At 47.2% G+C, this 23,353-nt stretch carries 18 protein-coding genes and 2 pseudogenes; 6 read left to right on the forward strand and 14 right to left on the reverse strand.

Annotated features, from left to right (window positions below; translation table 11 throughout):
• Window positions 1–217: 217 nt before the first annotated feature.
• From ACDC99_RS00850 to ACDC99_RS00865, 4 genes are all read left to right on the forward strand, one after another.
• Window positions 218–1,219, forward strand: coding sequence for a hypothetical protein (locus ACDC99_RS00850; RefSeq protein WP_370755392.1), 1,002 nt, complete (start codon window positions 218–220; stop codon window positions 1,217–1,219).
• 71 nt (window positions 1,220–1,290) lie between these two features.
• Window positions 1,291–2,139: an HmuY family protein gene (locus ACDC99_RS00855; protein WP_370755394.1), complete on the forward strand. Its 849-nt coding sequence runs from the start codon at window positions 1,291–1,293 to the stop codon at window positions 2,137–2,139.
• A gap of 275 nt (window positions 2,140–2,414) precedes the next feature.
• Entirely contained in the window at window positions 2,415–4,364 is a 1,950-nt protein-coding gene (locus ACDC99_RS00860) for a TonB-dependent receptor plug domain-containing protein (RefSeq protein WP_370756893.1), read from the forward strand.
• 44 nt (window positions 4,365–4,408) lie between these two features.
• Window positions 4,409–5,914, forward strand: a complete 1,506-nt coding sequence (locus ACDC99_RS00865; RefSeq protein WP_370755396.1) for a PepSY-associated TM helix domain-containing protein — start codon at window positions 4,409–4,411, stop codon at window positions 5,912–5,914.
• A 248-nt stretch (window positions 5,915–6,162) separates the two neighbouring features.
• Here the strand turns inward: ACDC99_RS00865 and ACDC99_RS00870 are convergent, their stop codons facing one another.
• The 9 genes from ACDC99_RS00870 to ACDC99_RS00910 form a co-directional block, all read right to left on the reverse strand.
• Window positions 6,163–7,797 (reverse strand): ABC-F family ATP-binding cassette domain-containing protein, encoded by a 1,635-nt coding sequence (locus tag ACDC99_RS00870; protein ID WP_042519738.1) that lies wholly within the window; start codon window positions 7,795–7,797, stop codon window positions 6,163–6,165.
• A gap of 129 nt (window positions 7,798–7,926) precedes the next feature.
• On the reverse strand, window positions 7,927–8,433 hold the full coding sequence (thpR, locus tag ACDC99_RS00875; protein WP_370755398.1) for an RNA 2',3'-cyclic phosphodiesterase: 507 nt from the start codon (window positions 8,431–8,433) through the stop codon (window positions 7,927–7,929).
• Window positions 8,434–8,567: 134 nt separating this feature from the next.
• Window positions 8,568–9,107 carry a CNNM domain-containing protein gene (locus tag ACDC99_RS00880; RefSeq protein ID WP_370755400.1) on the reverse strand — a complete coding sequence of 180 codons (540 nt, stop codon included), beginning with the start codon at window positions 9,105–9,107 and terminating at the stop codon, window positions 8,568–8,570.
• A gap of 323 nt (window positions 9,108–9,430) precedes the next feature.
• On the reverse strand, window positions 9,431–9,943 hold the full coding sequence (locus ACDC99_RS00885; RefSeq protein ID WP_044074982.1) for a methylated-DNA--[protein]-cysteine S-methyltransferase: 513 nt from the start codon (window positions 9,941–9,943) through the stop codon (window positions 9,431–9,433).
• 5 nt (window positions 9,944–9,948) lie between these two features.
• Window positions 9,949–10,386, reverse strand: coding sequence for a PepSY-like domain-containing protein (locus ACDC99_RS00890; protein WP_288591922.1), 438 nt, complete (start codon window positions 10,384–10,386; stop codon window positions 9,949–9,951).
• Window positions 10,387–10,547: 161 nt separating this feature from the next.
• Entirely contained in the window at window positions 10,548–11,312 is a 765-nt protein-coding gene (locus ACDC99_RS00895; protein ID WP_370755403.1) for a YaaA family protein, read from the reverse strand.
• Between the two features lie 837 nt (window positions 11,313–12,149).
• Complete coding sequence (locus ACDC99_RS00900) at window positions 12,150–12,923, reverse strand: EFR1 family ferrodoxin (RefSeq protein ID WP_370755405.1); 774 nt, start codon at window positions 12,921–12,923, stop codon at window positions 12,150–12,152.
• Between the two features lie 182 nt (window positions 12,924–13,105).
• Window positions 13,106–13,501: a (deoxy)nucleoside triphosphate pyrophosphohydrolase gene (locus ACDC99_RS00905; RefSeq protein ID WP_302961133.1), complete on the reverse strand. Its 396-nt coding sequence runs from the start codon at window positions 13,499–13,501 to the stop codon at window positions 13,106–13,108.
• A gap of 2 nt (window positions 13,502–13,503) precedes the next feature.
• The gene (locus ACDC99_RS00910; protein ID WP_156132547.1) at window positions 13,504–13,656 is read right to left on the reverse strand and encodes a hypothetical protein; all 153 of its coding nucleotides are present in this window, start codon (window positions 13,654–13,656) and stop codon (window positions 13,504–13,506) included.
• A gap of 105 nt (window positions 13,657–13,761) precedes the next feature.
• On the opposite strand from ACDC99_RS00910, the pseudogene ACDC99_RS00915 reads away from it, so the two are divergent.
• Window positions 13,762–13,959, forward strand: a pseudogene (locus ACDC99_RS00915) (hypothetical protein); the annotation flags it as partial.
• Window positions 13,960–14,109: 150 nt separating this feature from the next.
• On the forward strand, window positions 14,110–15,396 hold the full coding sequence (locus ACDC99_RS00920) for a serpin family protein (RefSeq protein ID WP_370755408.1): 1,287 nt from the start codon (window positions 14,110–14,112) through the stop codon (window positions 15,394–15,396).
• Between the two features lie 123 nt (window positions 15,397–15,519).
• Here the strand turns inward: ACDC99_RS00920 and ACDC99_RS00925 are convergent, their stop codons facing one another.
• The 5 genes and pseudogenes from ACDC99_RS00925 to ACDC99_RS00945 form a co-directional block, all read right to left on the reverse strand.
• A complete protein-coding gene (locus tag ACDC99_RS00925) occupies window positions 15,520–17,493 on the reverse strand; it encodes a KUP/HAK/KT family potassium transporter (protein WP_370755409.1) in 1,974 nt (657 codons plus the stop codon).
• Between the two features lie 145 nt (window positions 17,494–17,638).
• Window positions 17,639–17,731 (reverse strand): annotated as a pseudogene (locus tag ACDC99_RS00930) (transposase); the annotation flags it as partial.
• 303 nt (window positions 17,732–18,034) lie between these two features.
• Entirely contained in the window at window positions 18,035–21,046 is a 3,012-nt protein-coding gene (locus ACDC99_RS00935) for a type III restriction-modification system endonuclease (protein WP_370755411.1), read from the reverse strand.
• A 3-nt stretch (window positions 21,047–21,049) separates the two neighbouring features.
• Window positions 21,050–21,925 (reverse strand): hypothetical protein, encoded by an 876-nt coding sequence (locus tag ACDC99_RS00940; protein WP_370755412.1) that lies wholly within the window; start codon window positions 21,923–21,925, stop codon window positions 21,050–21,052.
• Between the two features lie 2 nt (window positions 21,926–21,927).
• On the reverse strand, window positions 21,928–23,340 hold the full coding sequence (locus ACDC99_RS00945) for an AAA family ATPase (RefSeq protein ID WP_370755413.1): 1,413 nt from the start codon (window positions 23,338–23,340) through the stop codon (window positions 21,928–21,930).
• Window positions 23,341–23,353 lie beyond the last annotated feature (13 nt).

The raw sequence follows: 23,353 nt of genomic DNA on the forward strand, positions 1-23,353 counted from the left end.
TCAACATAAATTAATTCCGCCAACGAGTTAAACCAAATCGGTAATTATTCCGGATACCGGACTACTGATTATTGTTAGGAAAGTATCGTTTGTATAGAGTATCGGGAAATAAATTACCAATTTTTAGGTATTGCGCAAATTTGGAAGTCCTTGTAATTTTGCAGCCGGAAATTTGATTACCACAGACTAATTATTTAAAGAAACAAAATTGTATTATATGAAGAAATTTTTTACTCTCATTGTAGCCACTTTAATGGCAAGTAGCATGATGGCACAGATGCACGGTGCTATGACTTTCGCAGGACCCTCGTCGGTTAATGTCCTGACTCAGAACATCGGGAATGCCTGCGATACCGTCAGATTTGAAATGGCAAGCATGAGTGCAGGCAACATCACGCTGCCCGTAATGCAGGGCATGGCAGCCATTCCGTCTTTCACCATCGAGAATGTGGCTTTCAGCAAGGGAGAGAATCATGTGATTAGCATAGCAGAACAGACCTTCACGTCTAAGGTTACGGTGAACGGTGAAGAGAAGAACATCGAAGGCTCATCAATCTCAGGCTCATATAATATGGCAGACAATTCTCTGACTTTGAAGGCAGTGTTCAAATATGGATCTATGCCATTCGAACTGACCTACGAAGTCAAGGCATATTATGTGAAACCAGTGGCAAGCGCCATCACGGTTAACGTGGGCGGAACCTTCATCTATGGCAACGACGGAGTGACATACAACGTGCGCAAATACATCGACGGCGACGCTGAGAAAGTGGATGTGGAAATCCCTACTTATACACTCGACAATACTGTGATGGGCAACCTCACCCTCGGCACATACACCGTGAAGGGTCTGACCTACGACGAGGAGAAGGGCGGCTACTATCGCGACTACAAGAACGACGGACTGGAGTTCCACTTCACGGCAGAAAACAATGGCACCAAGACCATGGACGGACAGTATTCGTTCAATGCCGCCAAAGACAACAACATCCTCGTGAAATACGACGGCAACAAAGTGACAGACATCGTAAACGCTTTCCAGATGGGTGCCATGCCTTTCGCTATCGTCACCTCTTTCAATACAGAGGCGTCAGGAATCTCTTCGGCAAAGACTGAAAAGAAGAGCGACGGCAGAATGTATAACCTCAACGGCCAGCTGGTGGGCGAGAGCTACAAAGGTATGGTGATTGTGAATGGAAAGAAATTCATAAAGAAATAAAATACGGCAGATATGATATGATGACCGTAAGCGGAAAATACTAGATTCATATATAAAACAATCAATCGCAGATGATGAATTGGAATAAAAGGAATCATCTCAAAACTACCGTTGCAGGATTGGGGCTGATGATGCTCACGGCTTGCAACGGTATTTTTGACGATATCTACGACAAACCGGAAGAAATCGTTCCGGCAAAAGGGCAGATAGTGATGGATGCCACCAGCTGGACAGACTGGTATTATGTAGACCTCGACCGACTGCACCAGCTTGCCACCTCCGGCGACGAGGCAGCGCTGCTGAAGGCGCATACCGAATTTGAAGCCTACCCGATACCGATGCAGGCCACAGGCGACAGGGTGGACACACCAACGACTGCCGATGAGGGGAAAGACGGAAAGGTCATTGCAACCCAAGGCAAGAAAGCAGGACAGTATATGTATTGGTTTGATGTGTTTGGCGCGGGCATAAAGAACAACACGTTCTCCTATTTCGAACCGACAGCCGGGCAGACAGCCCCGGAAAGCTGGACCTTTGCCGTGCATCGCAACAATGTGAGGACCAATGGGGGCGCTGTGCTGGAGACCACCTATACGTCGATGGACGAACTGCCGGAGAGCAGTGAGGCATTCCGCAACATGACGTTTACCGAAGACGAATGGAGCGAAAACGCGGTTTGGAACAGTCAGGACCAGATGCTCCAGGGCTATGTGCCGTCGCAGGGAATAGAGGTGAACAAGGTGCTCTCGTCGTGGCTCAGCATGGAGATTCCTCCGATGCCACCATCGTTCAGCCTCAACCGCCATGTCTTTATCCTGCGCCTAAAGAACGGCAGCTATGCGGCGTTGCAGTTGGAAAACTATCTCTCGCCGAATGGCAAGAAGTGTTATCTCACCATAAGCTACAAATATCCGTATTGATACCGGTATCCGGTATAGATACAGTATATGATACGCTATCATGACATTATGCCGACATCCATATTCATGCCGGTATCACATAGAGGCAGATTCACAACAGAGGCAATCTGGCTTACACAATAAAATATCCTATTCAGGAAATACTCGATAAAGAAGAAATGAAGAAGCATATATTATTCTCCATGCTGATGGCAGGTGCCGCATGGCAGCCGGCAGTGGCATCCGGCATTCTAGATGATGTAGTGACGAAAGGCCGGATGGAGAGGAACGGCGGCATGACGGCGACGATGCCGTCGGTGAGCGACTCTTTGGCATACGAGGCATATCTCGACTCCATCAGCCGCAAGTTTGATCTGGGCGAAGTGGTGGTGACAGGCACACGGACTCCGAAGTTTCTGAAAGACACGCCGATACAGACCCGAGTCATCAACTCAAAGGACCTGGCGAAGCTCGATGCCACAAATGTGCAGGACCTCTTGCAGCAGGAACTGCCAGGAGTGGAATTCTCGTATGCCATGAACCTGCAGACACACCTCAACTTCTCTGGTTTCGGCGGACAGGGAGTGCTCTTCCTCGTGGATGGAGAGAGGCTGGCTGGCGAGACCATGGATGATGTGGACTTCACGCGCCTCAACATGGACAATGTGGAGCGTATAGAAATAGTGAAGGGAGCAGCCTCTGCCCTTTATGGCAGTAATGCCACGGGGGGAGTGATAAACATCATCACCAAGCAGAACAAGCAGCCGTGGACGCTGAACGTGAACGCCCGCTATGCCAAGCATAACGAACAGAGATATGGAGCGTCGTTCGGCCTAAACGGCAAGTACTGGAACAATATGCTGACCGCCAACTTCAATCGTATGGACAATTATGATGTGCATAGTGCGGCAGACCCCGTGACACGTATCATCTCTACCGTATATGGCGACAAGACGCTGAATATAAAAGACCAGTTGGTGTGGGCCCCATCGAAGAATTTCAATCTCACGGGACGCGCCGGATATTTCTTCAGAGAGACAGTAAGGTCGGCAGACCAGCCGGAGCGCTATCGCGACTTCTCCGGCGGACTGCGCATGAACTGGAACATCTCAGACAGTGATGACCTGCAGGCGAGTTATGCCTTCGACCAGTATGACAAGTCAGACTATCAGCGCATCACCCGTCTTGACATCCGCGACTACAGCAATGTGCAGAACTCCTTGCGACTGCTCTACAACCACTCCTTCGACAGGGGAGACGTGCTTACCGTGGGCTCAGACCTGATGCACGACTATCTGTATAACACCAATCTGGAAGGGGAGACGAGAAAACAGAACTCATTTGATGTGTTCGCACAATATGACTGGCACATCACATACAAATGGGAGGCTGTGGCAGCACTGCGCTATGATTATTTCTCCGACGGCAGAGACTCCCACGTCACGCCGAAGCTGAACATCTGCTACAAGCCATTATATAATCTTGCCATACGTGCCGGATACGGCATGGGATTCCGTGCACCGACGCTGAAGGAGAAATACTATAATTTCGACATGTCGGGCATATGGATAGTGGAAGGCAACGCCAACCTGAAGTCGGAAGTGAGCCACAACTTCAACCTCTCGGCAGAATATACCAAGGGACACTACAATTTCACGGCGTCTATGTATTACAACAAAGTGAAGAACAAGCTTTCCACCTCAGCACCATATTTCAAGTCGCCGACCGACAAGCTGCCTTATCTGCCATATTCCAATCTCGACGACTATAGCGTTTGCGGAGGAGAAATCGGCGCACAGGCGAGATGGAACAACGGACTCGGTGCGCGCTTCACCTATGCATACACCAAGGAACAGCTGGCAAAGGACAAAAAGGGCAACACCATCAACAACCAGTATATACCAGCCCGCGAGCATGCCCTGAATGTTAGGCTGGACTACGACCGTCAGTTCACTAAACACTATGGCATGAACATCGGTCTGCAGGGACGTGTGCTTTCGGGTGTGAAGAATGTGGAATACAAAGACTATTATGATGTGAGCCAGGGAACGGTCCCCGTATCCTATCCTGCCTATACCATCTGGAAACTCTCTCTCTCGCAGCGCATCGGAAAGGCGGTGAAGGTGAATGCCGCATTGGACAATCTCTTCGGATACAAGCCGAAGTATTATTACCTTAACAGTCCGATAACCGACGGAGTGACTTTTCAGGTGGGAATGTCGATAGATATTGATAAATTATTGTAATTTTGCAGACTTGTCGTCTACTTTATTACTCGTCAACTGATAAGATGAAAAAGTCCACTTGGAGAAAACAACATAAATGGTTAGGGCTCGGCATGACGCTGTTCGTGCTGCTGTTCTGTGTGTCTGGCATCCTGCTCAATCATCGTTCTCTGATCAAGAACGTGAACGTGAGCAGGAAATATCTGCCCGGCCGTTATGAATACCATGACTGGAACGGTGGACTGCTCAGAGGAACCACAGATATCGGACACCTCCCACCGTCTGTTTCCGCAGGCACCGCTGACTCGTGCCGCCATCTGCTGATATATGGCAGCGGAGGTATATGGATTACAGATGCAAAAGCCTTATCAGTCAGAGATTTCAACGAGGGACTGCCAGAGGGAGCAGACTACCGTCAGATTAGAAATGTTGTCAGGATAGACAAAAATGCGAATGACACCAATGATAATGCCGGTGATTCCGGAAACGCCATTTTTGCCGTATCTCCTTTCGCCCTCTATCGTTATGGCGTACATGGCGCGTGGCATGAGATAAAGATGCCGTTGGGAGAAGATGAGCGCTTGACTGATGTGGCTTCTCATGGCGACACGCTGGTGGTGCTTAGCCGCTCATTCGTCTACACGTCATTGCCGCCTTATACCACATTCCGCCGCATTGAAATCCGTGAGCCGGAAGGTTACGACGGACGGGCTACGGCTTTCCGTGCGGTGTGGCTCCTGCATAGCGGCGAACTCTTCGGCATGGCTGGACGACTGGTCGTGGATGCCATTGCTATAGTGTTGGCGGTGCTTTGCCTCACGGGAGTCATCTTCTGGTTGAGGCCGAAACGCAAGGCTTTGCTGAAGGCGTCGTTTCAGATACACGACAGGGTGGGGCGATACACCATCGTGCTCACTATATTGGTGGCGCTGACAGGATGGTGTCTGCGTCCGCCGGTGATGATAGCTCTGGTACAGAACAAAATTCCTGCCATCCCCGGAACGGCGCTCAAGAGTCGGAATCCCTGGAACGACAAGCTGCGCATGGTGCGTTTTGATGAGGCTTGCGGCGATTGGCTCTTGTCTGCGTCAGACGGTTTCTATTCGCTGGATATCAAGCGTCGGGCGGCGACTAAAATCAGCGCCGCTCCGCCGGTGAGCGTGATGGGACTGAACGTGTTGCAGAAGGATAAGGACGGAAACTGGTATTGCGGATCCTTCAGCGGACTGTATGTATGGGACAGGCAGCACGCCAAGGCAACAGACTATTTCACTCATGAGCCGGCTCCGGCAGAAGCCGGTCCGCCATTCGGCAAGAAGGCGATAGCCGGCATGAGTCAGCATTTCTGCGCTCCTGTCATAGCGGATTATTACGACGGCACGTCGGTGATTCCCCAGCCCTCAGCTTTAGCCCACCTGCCGATGTCGCTCTGGAATGTCGCTCTTGAGGTGCATAGCGGCAGAATATTCATCGGCAGCATCGCCACATACGTATTCATCTTCGTGATGGGCATCCTCTCCCTCTGGTGCCTGTGGTCGGGCTATAGGGTGAGAAGGAGGAAAAGAAAATAATGCATGCAAAAGTCTTGTCGAGCAGCAGTATTTGTTGACTCAATGATTGTCTGTCTTCATTTTGTTTGTTTTTCTGCAAGCTCCATTGGCAAATTCCCATAAATGGTCTATTACATTTTCTGGACCCTTATAGCCGTCATTGTCTTCTTTGCCATGCCATGTCATGAAGGCTAATTGTCGAAACAGGTCCTTTGTCAATTCCGGATTTATTATATGGAAAGAGTCTTTCACGTTGTCTATGTCACTAATTATTTCTTTTCCAGCTCCTGCAGACTTTCCATCTTCTTTGTCTCGAGGAATTCGTAGATGCCGCAGAGGTGTTCGCGAACGCGGCCATGACCGAATTCGTATACTTTGCTTACAAGGCCGTCGAGGAAGTCGCGGTCGTGGCTTACCACGATGAGGGTGCCGTCGAAGTCCTGAAGGGCTTGCTTGAGCACATCCTTGGTCTTGAGGTCGAGATGGTTGGTGGGCTCATCGAGGATGAGCAGGTTTACGGGCTCCAGCAGGAGCTTGAGGATGGCAAGTCGCGTGCGTTCACCGCCAGAGAGCACTTTCACCTTCTTTGTGGAGTCTTCTCCTCCGAACATGAATGCGCCGAGCAGGTCGCGTATCTTGTTGCGTATTTCGCCTTTTGCCACGTCGTCGATGGTCTGGAATACCGTGAGGTTGCCGTCGAGCAGCGATGCCTGGTTCTGGGCGAAGTAGCCTATCTGCACGTTGTGGCCGAGCTCCAGTTTACCTTCGTTCTGCAACTGTCCCATGATGCATTTCACGAGCGTTGACTTACCCTCGCCGTTGCGTCCCACGAAGGCAATCTTGTCGCCGCGTTCCACTGTGAGATTTACGCCGCTGAAAATCTTCTTGCCGTCGAACGACATTGCCACATCGCTCATCTGTACGGGATAGGAACCGCTGCGCGGGCTTGGCGGGAACTTGAGGCGCAGGTGGCTCGTGTCTTCCTCGTCCACTTCGATGAGTTCCAGCTTCTCGAGCATCTTCACGCGGCTCTGCACCTGGAAAGTCTTTGAGTATGTGCCTTTGAAACGCTCGATGAAATCTTTCGTCTCTGCAATCATCTTCTGCTGCTCTTCGTATTTCTTCATCTGTTGTTCGCGGCGCTCCTTGCGCAGTTCCAGATAGTGGCTGTAGGTGGCTTTGTAGTCGTAGATGCGCCCCATGGTCACCTCTATGGTTCGTGTGGTGATATTGTCAACGAATTTGCGGTCGTGGCTTATCACGACCACGGCTTTGGAACTGTTGATGATGAAGTCTTCGAGCCATCCTATGGATTCTATGTCGAGATGGTTGGTAGGCTCGTCGAGCAGCAGCACGTCGGGCGACTTGAGCAGCAGCTTGGCAAGTTCGATACGCATACGCCATCCTCCGGAGAATTCGCTCGTCGGGCGGTTGAAGTCAGAGCGCTCAAAACCAAGTCCGAGCAGTGTCTTCTCCACGTCCTCTTCGAAGTGAGACATGTCTATGGCGTAGAATTTCTCAGAGAGCGCCGACACTTTTTCTATGAGCTGCATATATTCGTCGCTCTCGTAGTCGGTGCGTGTGGTAAGTTCGTTGTTGATGCGGTCTATTTCAGCCTGTATCTCGTGCAGATGGGCGAAAGCCTGGCAGGTCTCGTCGAACACTGTGCGACCGTCTTCTGTCATCAAGTGCTGAGGCAGATAGGCGATGACGCAGTCCTTCGGTGCTGAAACGCTGCCTCGTGTGGCAGTCCTGACACCAGCGATAATCTTGAGCAGCGTGCTCTTGCCTGCTCCATTTTTTCCCATCAGGGCTATACGGTCCTTCTCGTTTATCTGGAAGGAGATGTCTTTGAATAGGGTGGTGCCGCCGAACTCGACGGTCAGTCCATCAACTGTAATCATGTCTCTTTCTTGTACTTATAATGAAAAACGCTGCAAAAGTAGGCAAAAATATTCATATTCCCACGCAGAACGGCGGAAACATAGGTGGTATTATGGGTTTATATGATGCAAGGATTACAGGTGCAGGCGTCATTCTGTTGCCGTCATCTCAGAATATACCAGTTCTCCATCGATACGTTCGGATTTCATCACGAAAACTCGTTCTATCTTGATGCTTGCCGCCGGCACGTCGATGTCTGTAACGATTTGTGACGGGTGTCGCACCAGGGATATGTGGGGATAGAAAGCCTTGGTGCTGAAAGAAACTCCATGTGCGGTGAGGCGTTCGCGCAGCAGGTTGGCTATAGTCGTGGCATGTTCGTTCTCTTTCGTGCCACACCAGATGACTCCGGCTTTCGTGGGGAATGATCCAAGTCTGTCCAATGTCAGGGTGAAAGGTTTGAATTCCACTTCGCTCAAAGCCTTTCCGATTTTCTGCAGGTCATATCGTTCGCCTATGAAGACAAGAGTCATATGGAGGTTGCCATAAGGGCAATAGTTTCCGCTGACGCCTCTTGCTTTCAGGGCATCCTGTATACTTACGAGTGCTTTCTTGAACTCGTCGTTGAAACGTATAGCTATGAATATGCGGGTCATAAGTGAGCTAAAGCTGGTAAAAGACGCCTTGTGACAGGCAAAAGACTGCAAACAGTTCAGAATATTACATTAAACGACCTAATGACCGTTTGGGGTTAAAATATTATATTACACGGTCTAATGACAGGCTTGCATCATGGACTCAACGTTATTTCCGCAACATCCTGCGCGACTTTTCCTTGGCAAAAGCCTGCATGTCCACAGCCACGTCGTCTTCGTCCACGATTTCCACTCCGGTCATGGTCTCTATCACGTCTTCCATTGAGACCACGCCACGCAGAGATGAGCACGCGGATGATCTTGGTCGACGGCATGGCGAGCGAACGCCAATATGAAGCTCCGATAGTCTTGGGGATGATTTCAGAGAGCACAAGAATCAGCAGCGTCAGGATGGCAGAAATCACTCCGAAGTATTCCTCGCCGAAAAGCTTTATTGACTCCGCTCCCACACCTGCCGAACCGATGGTGTGGGCAATGGTGTTGAGCGAAAGAATAGCGCCTACGGGGCGGTCTACGTTATTCTTGTATCGTTTCATCAAAGAGGCAGTCCTGTTGCCTTGGTTTTCCTTCATCGAGATGAACGACATAGGAGTGGACAGGAGTACCGCCTCGAGGACGGAACACAAAAAGGATAGTGCCAGAGCACCTGTAAAATATAAAATGATTAAGCCCATTAATAAAAATGATATGTTAATAATAAGTTGTCTGCAAGTGGGGGATAGACAACTTACTACAAACGAAGGGCCTTATGATGTATGTGTAATCGGTATGTCATTTGCGACACAAAGATATCTGTTTAGTGATAATCATGACGTTCGGAGGCTAAAACATTGCGAATATTTAACTAAAAGGCTCCGGCTTTTATAAAGTCTTTACTATCTCACTTCTAATACGACTCTATTGGAAGTCTACTTGATAAATTCTCCACGTCCATCCTCGCCATTTCCGCAGCCAGAGTATCTGTTTTTTTTTGTATTCGCAAAGGTAACATAATTATTTATATTTGCGTCTCTATTCCGAGCAACACTCTCTTAGCCTCCAATCCTCCCGCATAGCCTGTCAGTGAATGGTCGCTGCCTATTACGCGGTGGCAAGGGATTAGGATGCTGATGCTGTTTGCGCCGATGGCTCCTGCTACGGCTCTCACGGCTTTGGGCTTGCCGATGCATTGGGCTATATCCTTATAACTCTTTGTCGCTCCGTACGGAATGTCGAGCAAAGCGTTCCACACTTCATGCTGAAAATCAGTACCCGCCAGGCGTAACTGTATGTCGAAAGCCTTGCGCTTGCCGGCAAAGTATTCGTCGAGTTGTCTTTTGGTCTCTTCCAAGACAGAGGTTGTCTCAGTCTTGAAAGAAGTCTTCATGTTCCTTGTAAGTCTGAGCATGTTGCGCTCTGCAAAAGGATTGTCGCTCCAATCGCAAAGACATAGTCTGTCAGCGAAAGAAGCCAAAACCAGTCGGCCGCATGGCGAGTCGTAATACTGGATGCATATCCTTACTTCTCCCATGCTTATCATTCAATATCTATCAGTTGGAAGTGCTTGTTGAAGGTCAGGTCCAGTCCGTTCATCAGTTCCACTTCGTATTCCTTCCTGTTTATTTCAATCTTTCTCACTGATTGTCCTTCATAATTCTCCTTCAGGTAGTTATTTATGGCTTGCGGAATCAGCTGATCGGGCACAATGCCTTGCTTGCAGTCAATCTCAGTAAGATTGCCCCTCTTGTCGAACTCCAGCTTCGTGCCATTCTTCAGAACAACGTCATAGCTTCTGCTGACAACTCCCGATTCAATCGTTGCAAGCATCACCTTCTGACCATTGAAATGATTATTGAGCAAGGTCTGGGCCTTGGCTGGAAGTGCATCTACAGAGATAGGCTTTCCGTTGCCTGCATTCGCCGCCATGTTGCATGACATCATACAACAAATGGCGATCATCAATACTCTTATCATTCTTTTCATAAGCAAAAAAATTAGATAATAAATTAATACCCAAGTTGTGATGAGTGTTTAATCATCTATGAATTAGACGCAGATTATGCCTGAAGGTCTGATACCGTAGAAACAACTATATTCATCGTTATGCAGTACAGGGTGTTCTGCCATAATCTTCTTTACCGGATATTTTCTCTTACGAAATGTGGATTGTTTGCGTCGCCTGATTGCGGAGCGTATTCAAAGCCTTCGTAGCTGAAAGCGGAGAGTTCTTCGGGAGTGACGATGCGGTTGTTCAGAATGAAGCGTAGCATTGCTCCACGGCACGACTTGGCCCATACTGCCTGCATCTTCAGCCTGCCGTCTTTCTGCCGTACATAGAATAGGGGGTGAACGACCGTCACTTCCTTGCAGACTCTCTTCCAGTCGAACAGATGCTCGTATTCTTCGGTGGAGAGATGCAGGAGGATGCCGTCGTCAGCCTTCACGCTGTCTATTAGCACATCTGTCAGTCGGTCTTTCCAGAACTGATTGATGGGCTTGTCGTTTGTGGCTTCGAGCGTTACACAATGTTCCATGCGATAGGGCACTATGCCGTCCATAGGGCGCAGCAGACCATAGAGAAAACACGTTATCCAAAGATGCTTCTGGGCATACTCCAAAGCCTCGTCGCTCAATGTACAGGCACACAGATGCTTGTATGCCTGACCATTGAAGGCAAGCAGGGCAGGCATCTTCTCGGCTATCATAAAGTCTTGATAGCGTCTCCAGTTCTCTGCCGCTATCTTCCGGCTGCAATCCAGCTGCCGGGCCAAATCCTCTACGCCCATCCTTGCCATCTCCGCAGCCAGAGTGTCGGCTACGGTCTGGAAGAGTGGGGTGGAGACCGGCTTCCTGTCCGTCTTGTCGAACATTATCTTGGCGTTTGCTAATAATATCTGCATGTTGCCTTATAATTATGATATAATCAGAAACCTTTCTGTTTGAGTTCGTTGTTTTTCTCTCTGTAATGCAATATTACGATTTTTATATTGATACTGCAACAATTTTATGCAAGCAAATTTCTCTCTCCTCTCGCTTAATCGGATTTTTTTGTATATGTAACCTCTCTTTGCCTCCAATCCTCCCGCATAGCCTGTCAGGGAATGGTCGCTGCCTTCGGTGCGGTGGCAAGGGATGGGTATGTTTCTTTAGAGGAAACACTAAAAAACAACTTTTCTGAAACTTTTTTCCTGCTACGAAAAAAGGTTGCAAGTTGGTCGATATGAGAAAAAGTTGCCGATAACGCTGATTATCAGTATAACCAAGAATTGCTGAAAAACTGTCAGATTATCTGGTTTTTTGTTGTAATATTCTGATGAACAGGCAGTTGACTGTCTGGCGATTGTCAGCCAATTGTCTGGATGGTTTTGCTGATGGATGGAATTGTCAGATAGCATGAATTGCCAGCGTTGGCAGAATCCTGAAAACAGGAATATGGGTATTACAACATCAACTTATTGGGCAGCTGCCTGACAGCAATTATGCCCATCCGGGGAAAGCAGCGTGCCCATAATGAGAAAGCAGCGTACCCCTGTTGGGCAAGCAACGTGCTCATTTTTACCAGAATCGGTCATTAAGATTAAGTGTGCACTAAATGAATTCCGCCAACGGGTAGACCTTCTTGAAGTTCTACGATTGAGAAAGGCTTCTCTTCAGACTGTATAGTTTGAAAACTTGTCAGTCAATATCGATTACCTCGAAAAGCTGTTGCCCCAACCTGATATTCGTCCTTTTTCCTTTCAAGCATCCTGCCCCCTTTCTCCGGGATGCACGAACTGCCCATGCTTCATGGTGTGTCTGCCATATTGTATGGCAAAACGGGGGCAGTGGTGCAGGCATCTGAGACACAGCGTGCATTTCTCTTTCGTCCATACAGGATAGCCGTCCTTGTATTCTATGGCTTGTTCCGGACATTGGCTGGCGCATTTCCCACAACCTACACATCTGTCGTTCATCACATGGAAATTCTTCGTCTTGCGCTGCTTCCCGTAGGTGAGATAATACCAATGGGCAAGCCAATGCGGAAAACGCAGACAATCAAAGTTGCCAGCCTTGCGTGCTGCAGCCCTTGCCGTGGTCTTGGCAATGCTCTTTTCGGCTTCTTCCGTTTTTCGCAGGCATTTCTCGTGGTCCGACACATCGAATATCGGAGTCCATACATCCACCATTCTCACATTATACTTCGCATCCAGCCGCAGCCCCTTCTTCTTGAGCAATTCCTGCATCATATAATGAGCCTGCCCGGTAGTGGTGCCGAATGTGAGCACATGATAGATGAAGTTGTGATGGAGCCCCGTGAGAGTCAGTTTGTTGACAAACCTCACGACGATGTCGGGCAGCCCCCAGAAATACACGGGGGTGACAAATCCCACACGTTCATCCTCGCTTAAGGAAAACGAACATTCGTCCTTGCTCATGCAGTCTGTTATCGAAATGCAGCTTTCGCCGGTTGCCTGTGCCAGCCGTTGCGCCACATGCTTGCTGTTGCCTGTACCTGAAAAATAAAATACCATTATTGTCTTGATTTCATTTGAATTCCAAAGATACTGCTTTTTGGGGGAACACAAAAATAAAGGCTGGTTTTGTCATGTTTTATATCGGTATTATCTGGCGGCATAAATTCAAAAGAGTCGAAATCGCCGTAGCAGCCGGATAGATATACCGAGATGTCGTGCTCTGTCTGCACGCTTCCAAATCAGCCCTTTATCTTCTCCACCACTTCCTCATCAGCCGGCAGCCACTTCACACATCCCAGCTCGTCGCGCGTGAGCCACTTGGCTGCCTCGTGTTCGAGGAGAGTGAGGTTGCCGCTCTTGACCTTGCAGAGGTAGCAATGCATGGTTAGGTGGAAGTTGGGGTAGTCGTAGCAGACTGTGGTGAGGAGGCTTTCCACGGAGATATCCGTTGCCAGCTCCTCTCGTATCTCTCTTTGCAGGGCAGCTTCGGGCGTTTCGCCAGGCTCCATCTTTCCGCCCGGAAACTCCCACCAGTCCTTCCATTCGCCATATCCTCTTTGTGTGGCAAATATGCGGTTGCCGTCGCAGATAACGGCGGCAACCACTTCTATATGTTTTCTTTCTCCTGTGTTCATAATTATCCAATAGCTTTATATTGACTTGCATCATCCTTCGAAATCAGCTTCTTGCCTATATAGAATCGCCCGGTGTCCACCTCGTTCAATTTCTGTTTGAAGAGGCGGTTGATAATCTGTTCGTAAACGCCGGTATGGATATTCGTGTCTTGCATAAATGAAAAGATTGAGAGTTGTGATTTTTTCTTATTCATCCTTATGCAAAGATACAGTATTATTTGTTATGCCACAAATCGAGATGAAACAAATAATACTGACATATCTTCTTCTACAATAAGTTGGTATTTGCTATCTTCTTGTTGGGAAACATCCACTATGACGCTTGGATGACCTTGTTCTTGAAGCGAAGAAAGGTGCTCGACTACGAGTTGTTTGAGCAGCAAGCCATAAACAATAACAAGACCTATGAGTTTATCTCTTTCATGCAGGAAATCAAGTTGCAGGATTGTGAGTCAAAGTCTTTTTCCTTCCCCCAAAAAAACAACGCTTTTGCCCTGTTTTTGCAAAAGTATTTAGTTAGCCCATGCAATAATCCACCCTTTTGCGTATTTATGTAAATAAAAAAGCTGAAAAGTATGGATTGTAAACAAAACAAAGTTAGTTGTAAAATGAAAAAAAATATCGTACACATAGGTCATGCAGCCGTTATGGCAGCCCTGGCCGCTACCACGCTTGGCTCGTGCGCCACGCAGAAGAACCATCAGAAGACGGATAACAGTATGAATGCAACCAAGATTGAGAGCAACCTCGATGAGCAATACCTCGTTCTGAGCGGCGCTGAGCAGAAGGCTGTGGCCCAGACAAACGACTTTGCTTTCAACCTTTTCCGCACCCAGGAGGGTATGGACTCGAAGGTTCTTTCGCCCATCAGCGTGGCCTACCTCATGGGCATGCTGGCCAATGGTGCTGAAGGCGCCACGCAGACCGAAATCATGAAGGCATTGGGGCAGGACGGCACATCGTTGCAGACGCTCAACGACGCCTATAAGTCGATTATCAATCATGCGTCGGCTCTCGACCGTCGTACCCAGATCAACATAGCCAACTGCATTGCCGTGAACAAGCAGGTGACCTTCAAGAATGAGTATGCCACCGCCATGAAGGCCCTCTTCGAGGCACAGGTGGAGAGCATGGATTTCACGTCGCCCAAGACCCTGAGCAAGATCAACGGATGGTGTGCCAAGCAAACCGACGGCATGATTCCCAAGATCGTTGACCAGCTCGACGCCAATGCCACCGCAGTACTGATGAACGCCATCTACTTCAACGGCACTTGGGCTTCCAAGTTCGACAAGAGCCAGACCAAGACGGAGGAGTTCCGCGGTTTCACCCGCGACATCAAGAAGGTCGACATGATGCAGCAGGAGCATAAGTTCATGTATGCCGACAATAAGGATTACGCCGCCGTGACCCTTCCTTACGGCAATGGCACCTACTCGATGACCATAATCCTGCCCGCTGAGGGCAAGTCGACCAATGATGTGGCGCAGCAGCTCAACGCCAAGAACTTTGCCGAGCTGCAGGCCAACATGACCGAGTGTTTGGTCGATCTGAAGCTGCCCCGCTTCTCCACCACCACCGAGACCCCGCTCAACCAGCCCATCTCAGCCCTTGGCGCCCCGTCGATATTCCAAGCTGGTCAGGCCAATTTCAGCAATATGACCGACGCCCCCATGTATGTGTCGACCATGCTGCAAAAAGCTAAGATAGAGGTGAGTGAGACGGGAACCAAGGCCGCCGCAGTCACCGCCGCCATCATGATGATGTCGATGTATCAGCCCGATGAGCCCCGCCACGTGGTGTTCCATGCCAACCGCCCGTTCATCTACATGATTACCGAGCGCGCTACCAACACCATCTTCTTCATCGGCCAATACACCGGCCCCACGGAGTAAGATCCCCATCTTGTCAGGCACCGCCTTCGGCAAGCCTTCGAGCCATCCTTGTGATGCGCCTTTGCCTACGTAACGTTTCAGTATCTATATATCACTTGAAAAAATATTATCTTGCGACAGGACTTACTCTTCTTCCACGATTTGCGTGATGCGTCTGATGCTTCCGTTGCGTTGGCTGATGATGAGCGGTACACGTTCCACCACCACCATAGAAGTGTCGAGTCCCAATGCCTTTGGTTCGTCGATGCCTATCTTGCTGATGAGTGCATACATACTCATTAGCAGGTTCTGCTGGCGGTTGACGGAACTCTCCGGATAATATACTCGGTGGATGATGATGAATCTGAAATCGCCAGGAATACCGTTTTTGCGGAGCGACGGATAGGAGCTGGTCAGATCAACTTTTCCGTCAGCCACAAGGTCTTCCACCACTTGCCTCAAGTAGAGACTCACCCGGGGCTCTATGCGGAAACCAATGCGCATCGTAATGCTGTAGAGGGTGTCGGGTACCAGGGTATCAAATCTGTACTCCAACGTGTCTGGCGTATCGGCAAACTCCATGTTGATAAGCCAGTAGTGGTCAGCACGTTTAGGCTGCTTGTTGATGATGGAGTAGAGCAGTTTGTTGTCTACGGTGCCTTCCTTGTTGGCATGGTTTATATAGACAAGGTTGGAGGCGTACTTCGGGATGCTCACGTCTGCCTTGATGTCGGATATAATCTGATAATAGTCATCCAGAGGTTTTGTTCTGATATAATGGTGGCGTATCTTCATGGCTCTAACCCATACATACATCATCAGAAACAGGATTCCGCCAATAAGCATCGTACACCATCCTCCTGCGAGAAACTTCGACAGGTTGGCTGCCAGGAAGATTGCCTCGATGGTGCAGTATGCGCCCATAAACAATATCGTGAGGACTCGCGACACACCCTTGCTGTGCAGGTAGAAACCGAGAAGCAGGGTGGTCATCAGCATGGTGATGGTGATGGCGAGTCCGTAGGCTGCCTCCATGTGTGAGGAGTCGCGAAACAGCAGGATGATGATGACCACACCTATATACATGGCAAGGTTGATCATCGGGATATAGAGCTGTCCCTTTACATGTGTAGGATGCTTGATTCGCATGCGGGGCCAGAAGTGCAGGTTCATGGCTTCGCTCAATATGGAGAATGTTCCGCTGATAAGTGCCTGACTTGCAACGATAGCCGCACCCGTGGCCATGATGATGGCGAAGAACAGCATACTCTGTGGCATAATGGAAAAGAACGGATTCACGGACAAGGCTGCCGGCACATTGTTCAGCACCCATGCTCCCTGTCCCAGATAGTTGAGAATGAGCATGGTCTTTACAAAGGCCCAGCTGATGGTGATGTTTTTCCTGCCGCAATGTCCCAGGTCGGAATATAGAGCCTCTGCACCCGTGGTACAGAGGAATACGGCGCCCAGGATTAGGAACCATTCAGGAGACTTTGTCAGCAGAACAATAGCGTAATAGGGATTGAAAGCCTTCATTATCATGGGGTAAGATGTGATGCTGACGACTCCCACCACGCCAAGCAGCAGAAACCATAGCAGCATGAACACTCCAAACGACTTGCCAATGTTCTCTGTGCCAAACCGCTGTACGAAGAAGATAATGGTGATGATGGCAAGCGTAATTGGAATGACCGGCAGATCAGGACTGATGCCTTCGAGTCCTTCGATGGCTGTAGTGACCGTGATGGCAGGGGTGATGATTCCGTCTGCCAGCAAGGTGCTTGCACCAATGATAGCCAATATGTAAATCCACTTGCTCTTGAGTCGGCGCAGAAGAGCGTAGAGAGCGAGTATGCCTCCTTCGCCATTGTTGTCGGCTCGCAGAGCCACGCATACGTATTTGATGGTGGTCTGTAGGGTGAGTGTCCAGATGATGCATGACAATGCGCCCAGGATGGTGCTCTCGTTGATGGCTTCGCCTGTATGGAGGATGGCCTTCATTACATATAGGGGAGATGTTCCGATGTCGCCAAACACTATACCTAATGTGACGAGCAGTCCCAGAAAGCCTACTTTATGATGATTGCAGGCTGCTGAACTTACAGAATTTTCACTCATGTTTTTTTCTGATTATTAAAAATGTTATCCTTTGAATTATTAAATTTGCGTACAAAAGTATAAATATGAGAGGTAAGACAGGATTTGTTTAACAAGATTTATCGGATTTAACATGTAGAAAATTCCAAGAGGAATATAAGAATGGTGTGTATTTTCCGTCAGTGGCAATTCCCTTGAATACCTTATTGGCATATCTCCTGAGATTATGGCATACTGGTATCATCGTGGAATCAACGAATCCGGCAAATTTCCTGCATCAAAATGTTTGCAAAACTCGTCTATAATTCAAAATAATTCTCCTCCAACTCGGAGATTCGATATGGTGTATATCTTCTATTGTACTTTTTCATCTTATCTAAGCTTAAAGTGACATGACATCAGAACCACTCAGCCAATATGCGGAAATCTGCAGAGATGCTATCAAAAGTTCATCTGCAAAGATAGGCAAAACTTTCGAGTATCTATTCTTGGAAATACTTTTATTGTGCATTATTGCATAACAAGCAGCCTTATCTTCTTTGGTAGGGCTGCTTGCTAATACTTATCCTGTCACCAACTCATCAATGATGTTCTTAACACCTGTGCTGTTGATCTGCTTTCGGAAGTGGACGGTATAACCATTTGCAGTCATGGCCTTGAAGAACTCCTCGGCACACGAAATCTTGGTGTCCTCATCAGGTGAGATATGTGACTCCTTATCATAAGCCTTCGTCTCTATCACGATGTTCAGTTCCTTGGTTCCATCAGCCTTCTTGACCACATACATAAAGTCAGGACTGTAGTTGCTTGATGCCACAGTAGGAATACAGATGCTGTGTGATGGAATCTTGCCATATACGATGACTTCATCTATCTCTGTCTTGATATTCTGTAATTCCAAACCTGAGTCATGAGCATAAGCATCATAGAGATACTTGACAGGTGGTTCGCCTGGCACACTCTTATTGCCAATGTATGCCTGAACAACTTCATCCTTCACTGTACCATCAGCATTGGTGAGCTTGGTTTCCTTCACTGTGTAGTTGGCTTGCTTATAGCGCACAAAACCAACGAGCTGGTCACATTTCCAATCATCTACAGCACCTATCAATCTGGTCAACGAACTATCGTTGAACATTTCGTTGGTGAGATGATAGCCACCATTTGCTGCTTCACATATAGCCTTATGCAGAATATGAACCGGAATGTTGGTGTATCTTGAAGCTCGCTTTAGAAACTCATTATAGCCATAATGGCGGTCATGCAATGTCAATTCTGCATGAGCTCCTTCATTGGCAACTGCTACGTTTCCCTCGAATTCCAAGACTTTGCGAGATGACTCTACGGTCTGAAGAGAGAATACGTGCTTATCCTTGATGATTGAAGGCAGTTCGGCTTCTATCTTCTTGTCTATCTCCTTATCAAAGTACAGAACGTACTTCCTATTCAGTTGTGCCCACAGCTCTCGCAGTTCCTCAAATCTTGCCTTACGGATATGAATCTTATCATTACGACTGCTGTTACGGTTGATGATACGATTGGTATTCACGCCACTTGTAACATCCTTAAACTCAGGATATTCAATCAACATCTCGTCGAACTTCTCAGGCACCACCTTCTTATCAAAGTCGACATAACCTTTAGTCATCAGTTCAATAAAGAACTTATTGACTTCGATATTGCGCTTCTCGGCAACCTTGATGATATCTTCTGCGGTAATTGAAAGCGGACTCTTCTGGTCAGCGTCAAGTTCACCATTGATTTCAGCAACCAGTTTGTTGGCAAAGTCCTTCTCCGTGAAATCTACGATGTAGTTGAGCATGAAGGAAGAATCGCTGATGCGGTTTCCTGCACTATCAACAGGTAGACGCAGACCACGGCCCACCTCCTGCAATTTGCTGATTTCAGATCCGCTTGAGCGCAACTTACAGATAGTAAACACATTCGGGTTATCCCATCCTTCCTTCAATGTCCACTTAGAAAACAGGAATCGCAATACATTCGGTTTTCCTTCCTTGTCAGTAAAGCTCAAGAGTTCTTTCTTGCCATGAAGAATCACCTTAACCTCATTGGCAACATTCTCATCAGAATCGTTATTGTCCTGCGAGAAGTAGCCAGCACATGAAGCATCTATATTTTCAAGAGTGGCTCTCAGATATGCCTCGTATTCAGGAGTGTTCTGGCGTGTCAGTTCCTTCTTTACTTTTGCCTCCATCAGATCGATGAACTTCTTTCTCAGCCAACCGTCATTATTGCCTTCAGGACCACGGAAACTCTCAATGCTGTCTATGAAAAACAATGCCAGAGTTTTGATAGGCAGTCCTTCACGACAGAAATTCTCGCGCTCTGTCTCAAAATGGCGCATCAAGGCCAGCTCTATCATACCCTCTTGATAGGACATACCGTATTGATCTGGAAAGAACTCTTCTCCTGTCTGTTTCTCCTGACCATTGCTCAGGCTGACACCATTTTTGCTGATAGCCTCTACGACAACGCCATCCAAATCATTATCAATGGAGCCAAGACTCTCACCCACATGAAGCGTGAAAGTCTTCCCCGCATTGTCAGCACTTGTCAATTTCATGTTGACACTATCACCCTTAACGGTAGAAAGCACCTTAACTTTTTTTTCAGCCTTCTTTCCTCCTGGCAATTCCAGATGCTCTTTGGCAACGCCCTTGATGAGTCCCAGATTGAAAGAATCTGCGGCATTAAGGTCATAAATCAGTTCCTGATAATCTTTTACAGAATGTTTGTTCTTGTCCTTACCAACTGTCAACTCAGGGAAGGTGGCACCATAGCGCAACACCAACTGAGGTCGGAAGTTCTCAATAAGAGCGGTATACGACTTGCTGCCACGCTCCACACGATGCGGCTCATCGATAATCAGCACTGGCTTAGTATCGGCAATAGCATCCACTGGACGGTGGAATTCGTCCAGCATCTGGTCATAGTCCTCACGGGTCAGCAACTTACCGTTAGTAATGAGCTGCGTATTAAGCAACAGCACATAAATCTTATGCTTTGCATGATGAGTGCCGTAAAAGAAATGTCCCACGGCAGAAGGCATATTCAGACGTCCCTTTTTCTGTTGCTTCTGAGGTTCAAGCAAGCACAACTCTATCTCTGCATTGTAGTTGCACACCATCTCAAAGTGGCGTTTCACTTCTTGCTCCTTTAGGAAAGATGCAGTGCCAGCCTTGATAGGCAAGGTGGGAACGGCTATGATGAACTTGTTGAATCCGCAACGCTTGTGCAGTTCAAACATGGTTCGGGTATAGACGTATGTCTTGCCCGTACCCGTCTCCATCTTGACATCGAGAATACGATGATAAGGCAAGTTCTTAATCTTATCCGACAGCATATAGGGCGTCACCCTTTGCTTGGTGGCTTTATCCAATATATTGCCATTCTTACGCACCAAGCGTAAAGCTTCACCATCGAGCTGTCGTTTCAATAGTGGGTTCTGGTTACTCTGCTTAGCTGGCTCTTGTATAGAAGTCTCTACCACAGTAGCAACACCGTCAACAGGCAACGTCTGATGTGCGAGGTTATTTTCGAGTTTTAATTCCATTTGTTATGCAGCATTCCAATGATAAGAGTGAAACCAATCATAAAGAAGAAAACACTCCCAATATTGTTTTTTGGTAAATTTGGCTATGAGTGCGTTAATTCTTTTTTCTGAATACTCTGTAAGATACAAATTGTCTTGAATTAAATCCATTCGACTCTGCTCATTCTTGCCTTCTGCTATGATTTGATTTATATCTATATCTCTTAAAACATACCATAATGCCCTGATATCACTTAGTGTCTCCCAAGTCAATTGAGCACTTTGGATTAATTCCTTGGCCTCTTCACACCATGGCGAATCGGGATTAGCCAGGATGGATCCATTAATCTCATACGTAATAATGGTATTAATCTCTTCCAAGAAATATAATGGCAAAGCACATTTTGCCCCTCTTGGATGATTACAACTATGCCCATCCGTCTCTATATCTCCTCCATGTTTAGTCGTTGGAAACATACCATGGCATGAGGCAACAAGATTATCATAGCACACAGAATGAGGCAATTGGGCTAAATCAGGATTATGCTCATGAGAAAATAGCACACTTAGTTTTATATTTTTCTTTAGCATAGGAAACTCATCTCTCTGATAATAGAGAGCATCCTTATCATCAGCTGTCTGAGGTATGATATGCTCAAGCGTGGTATCTCCTTCGCCAGTCAATCGCCGCATGCAATAGCAACAATAATGATTCTGGTTGTTGAGTAACACTTGGGTCATCTGCTTATAATAGCTATTAGCTTTATTAGGCAGTTTTTTAAAACTGTCATTATAATCCACAGGATACCTTTGCTCATCTTCAATCCATATCTCATGAAGATAAGCTTCAGTTATTTTATTTCCAGCCTCGCGATCTGATTCCTTATTTATATATTGCATGCTTACAGCTCCCTTTCTTTTGCTTCAACCATCTTTTCTACCTCATTACGACTTTTTGCAAACTTATCAAGAATTCTTTTCATGATGTTCTCAGCCTGCGCAATTTTATTGCGCTTTTTCATATAGGCACATAGATTCACCATGTAGTCAAGTTCTACATTCTTAGACTCAACTCCCATAACGTCTTCTATACCTGTATTATAGTCAATGCCATAAATATCATGAGTTACTTCAGGCTTAGTGTCGCCTGAAGCCATATGAAGTATTACATTCGGTTTACCTTCTGTCTCAACTCCTGTCAACACCAATGGCGAATGTGTAGATACAACGAACTGAATGTTTGGGAAGGTTTCTTGGAAACACTGGAGTATTACTTGCTCTAACGCAGGATGCAAGTGCAGATCGATTTCATCAATGACAACAATGCCTTCAGAATCTGTTGTTCCATTCAGAATATATGAACGGTACGCTATGTCAAGAGCCATATAGAAGATACGCTTGTAGCCGGCTGGCAACTTCTCGAATGTTGGGTTCTGCCCATCTTTCGTTTCCAGACAGAGTCCATCTTCTTCATAAACGCTGACAAAGAAATCCAACACATCGATTCCTGGAAGTTTCTTTGAAAAATTGACAAGACACTCCCGAATGGAAGATATTTCTGGGTTATACTTATTGAAATCTTTTTGAGCATTTTCCAATCTTGTCCGATGCAGATCTACATCTTCACAATATTCTTTTTCATTAATAATTCCTGATGCCTTGAAATTATCACAATTAGCCAAAGCCGCTTCTTCATGTCTCACATTCATCTTAGCTCTATCCCACATGGTCCAGATTTTTGTTAATCTTGTAATCCAGAGATCTGAATAGGCAGTTTCATCATCCCAACCAAGATAACCAAGATTACGCAAGGACAACTGAGTCTTAGTTAAGGTTGACGCTTTCGTTGAAATATGTGGAAAACTGTCAGAGAAATAAGCGAATACAGGGAAAGTACCGGTTTCCTTAATCCTTGACATCAACAGCTTATAAGCAGTTTTATATTTCGAAGGCTGCAATGCAAATGTTGATGTTAATGCATACATGTCCCAATCTAAGGTAGTTTCCAAGAAGTCTGCTTCTGCATGGATACAGATGTCAGGAAGAGGGAAACCAGACTTTTCGTCTCTAACGATGTCTTCCTTCTTTCTATATTGATTAGGTCTAAGAGATGAGAATCCCGAAGACAAAGTAAGTTCGTCTTCCTCCACTTTGTCATTTTTAAAAGCGAAGCTCAACGCCTTATGTATGGCATGTATCAATGTTGACTTGCCCGAACCGTTCTTACCGAACAGTACGGTTACACCGGGTGCGAACTCAATGGTATAGTCGCGGAAGCAACGGAAGTTGCTGATATGTAATTTCTTTAGATACATTGTATATCGTCTT

The sequence above is a fragment of the Prevotella pectinovora genome (assembly GCF_041323955.1).
GTDB classification, from domain to species: domain Bacteria; phylum Bacteroidota; class Bacteroidia; order Bacteroidales; family Bacteroidaceae; genus Prevotella; species Prevotella pectinovora.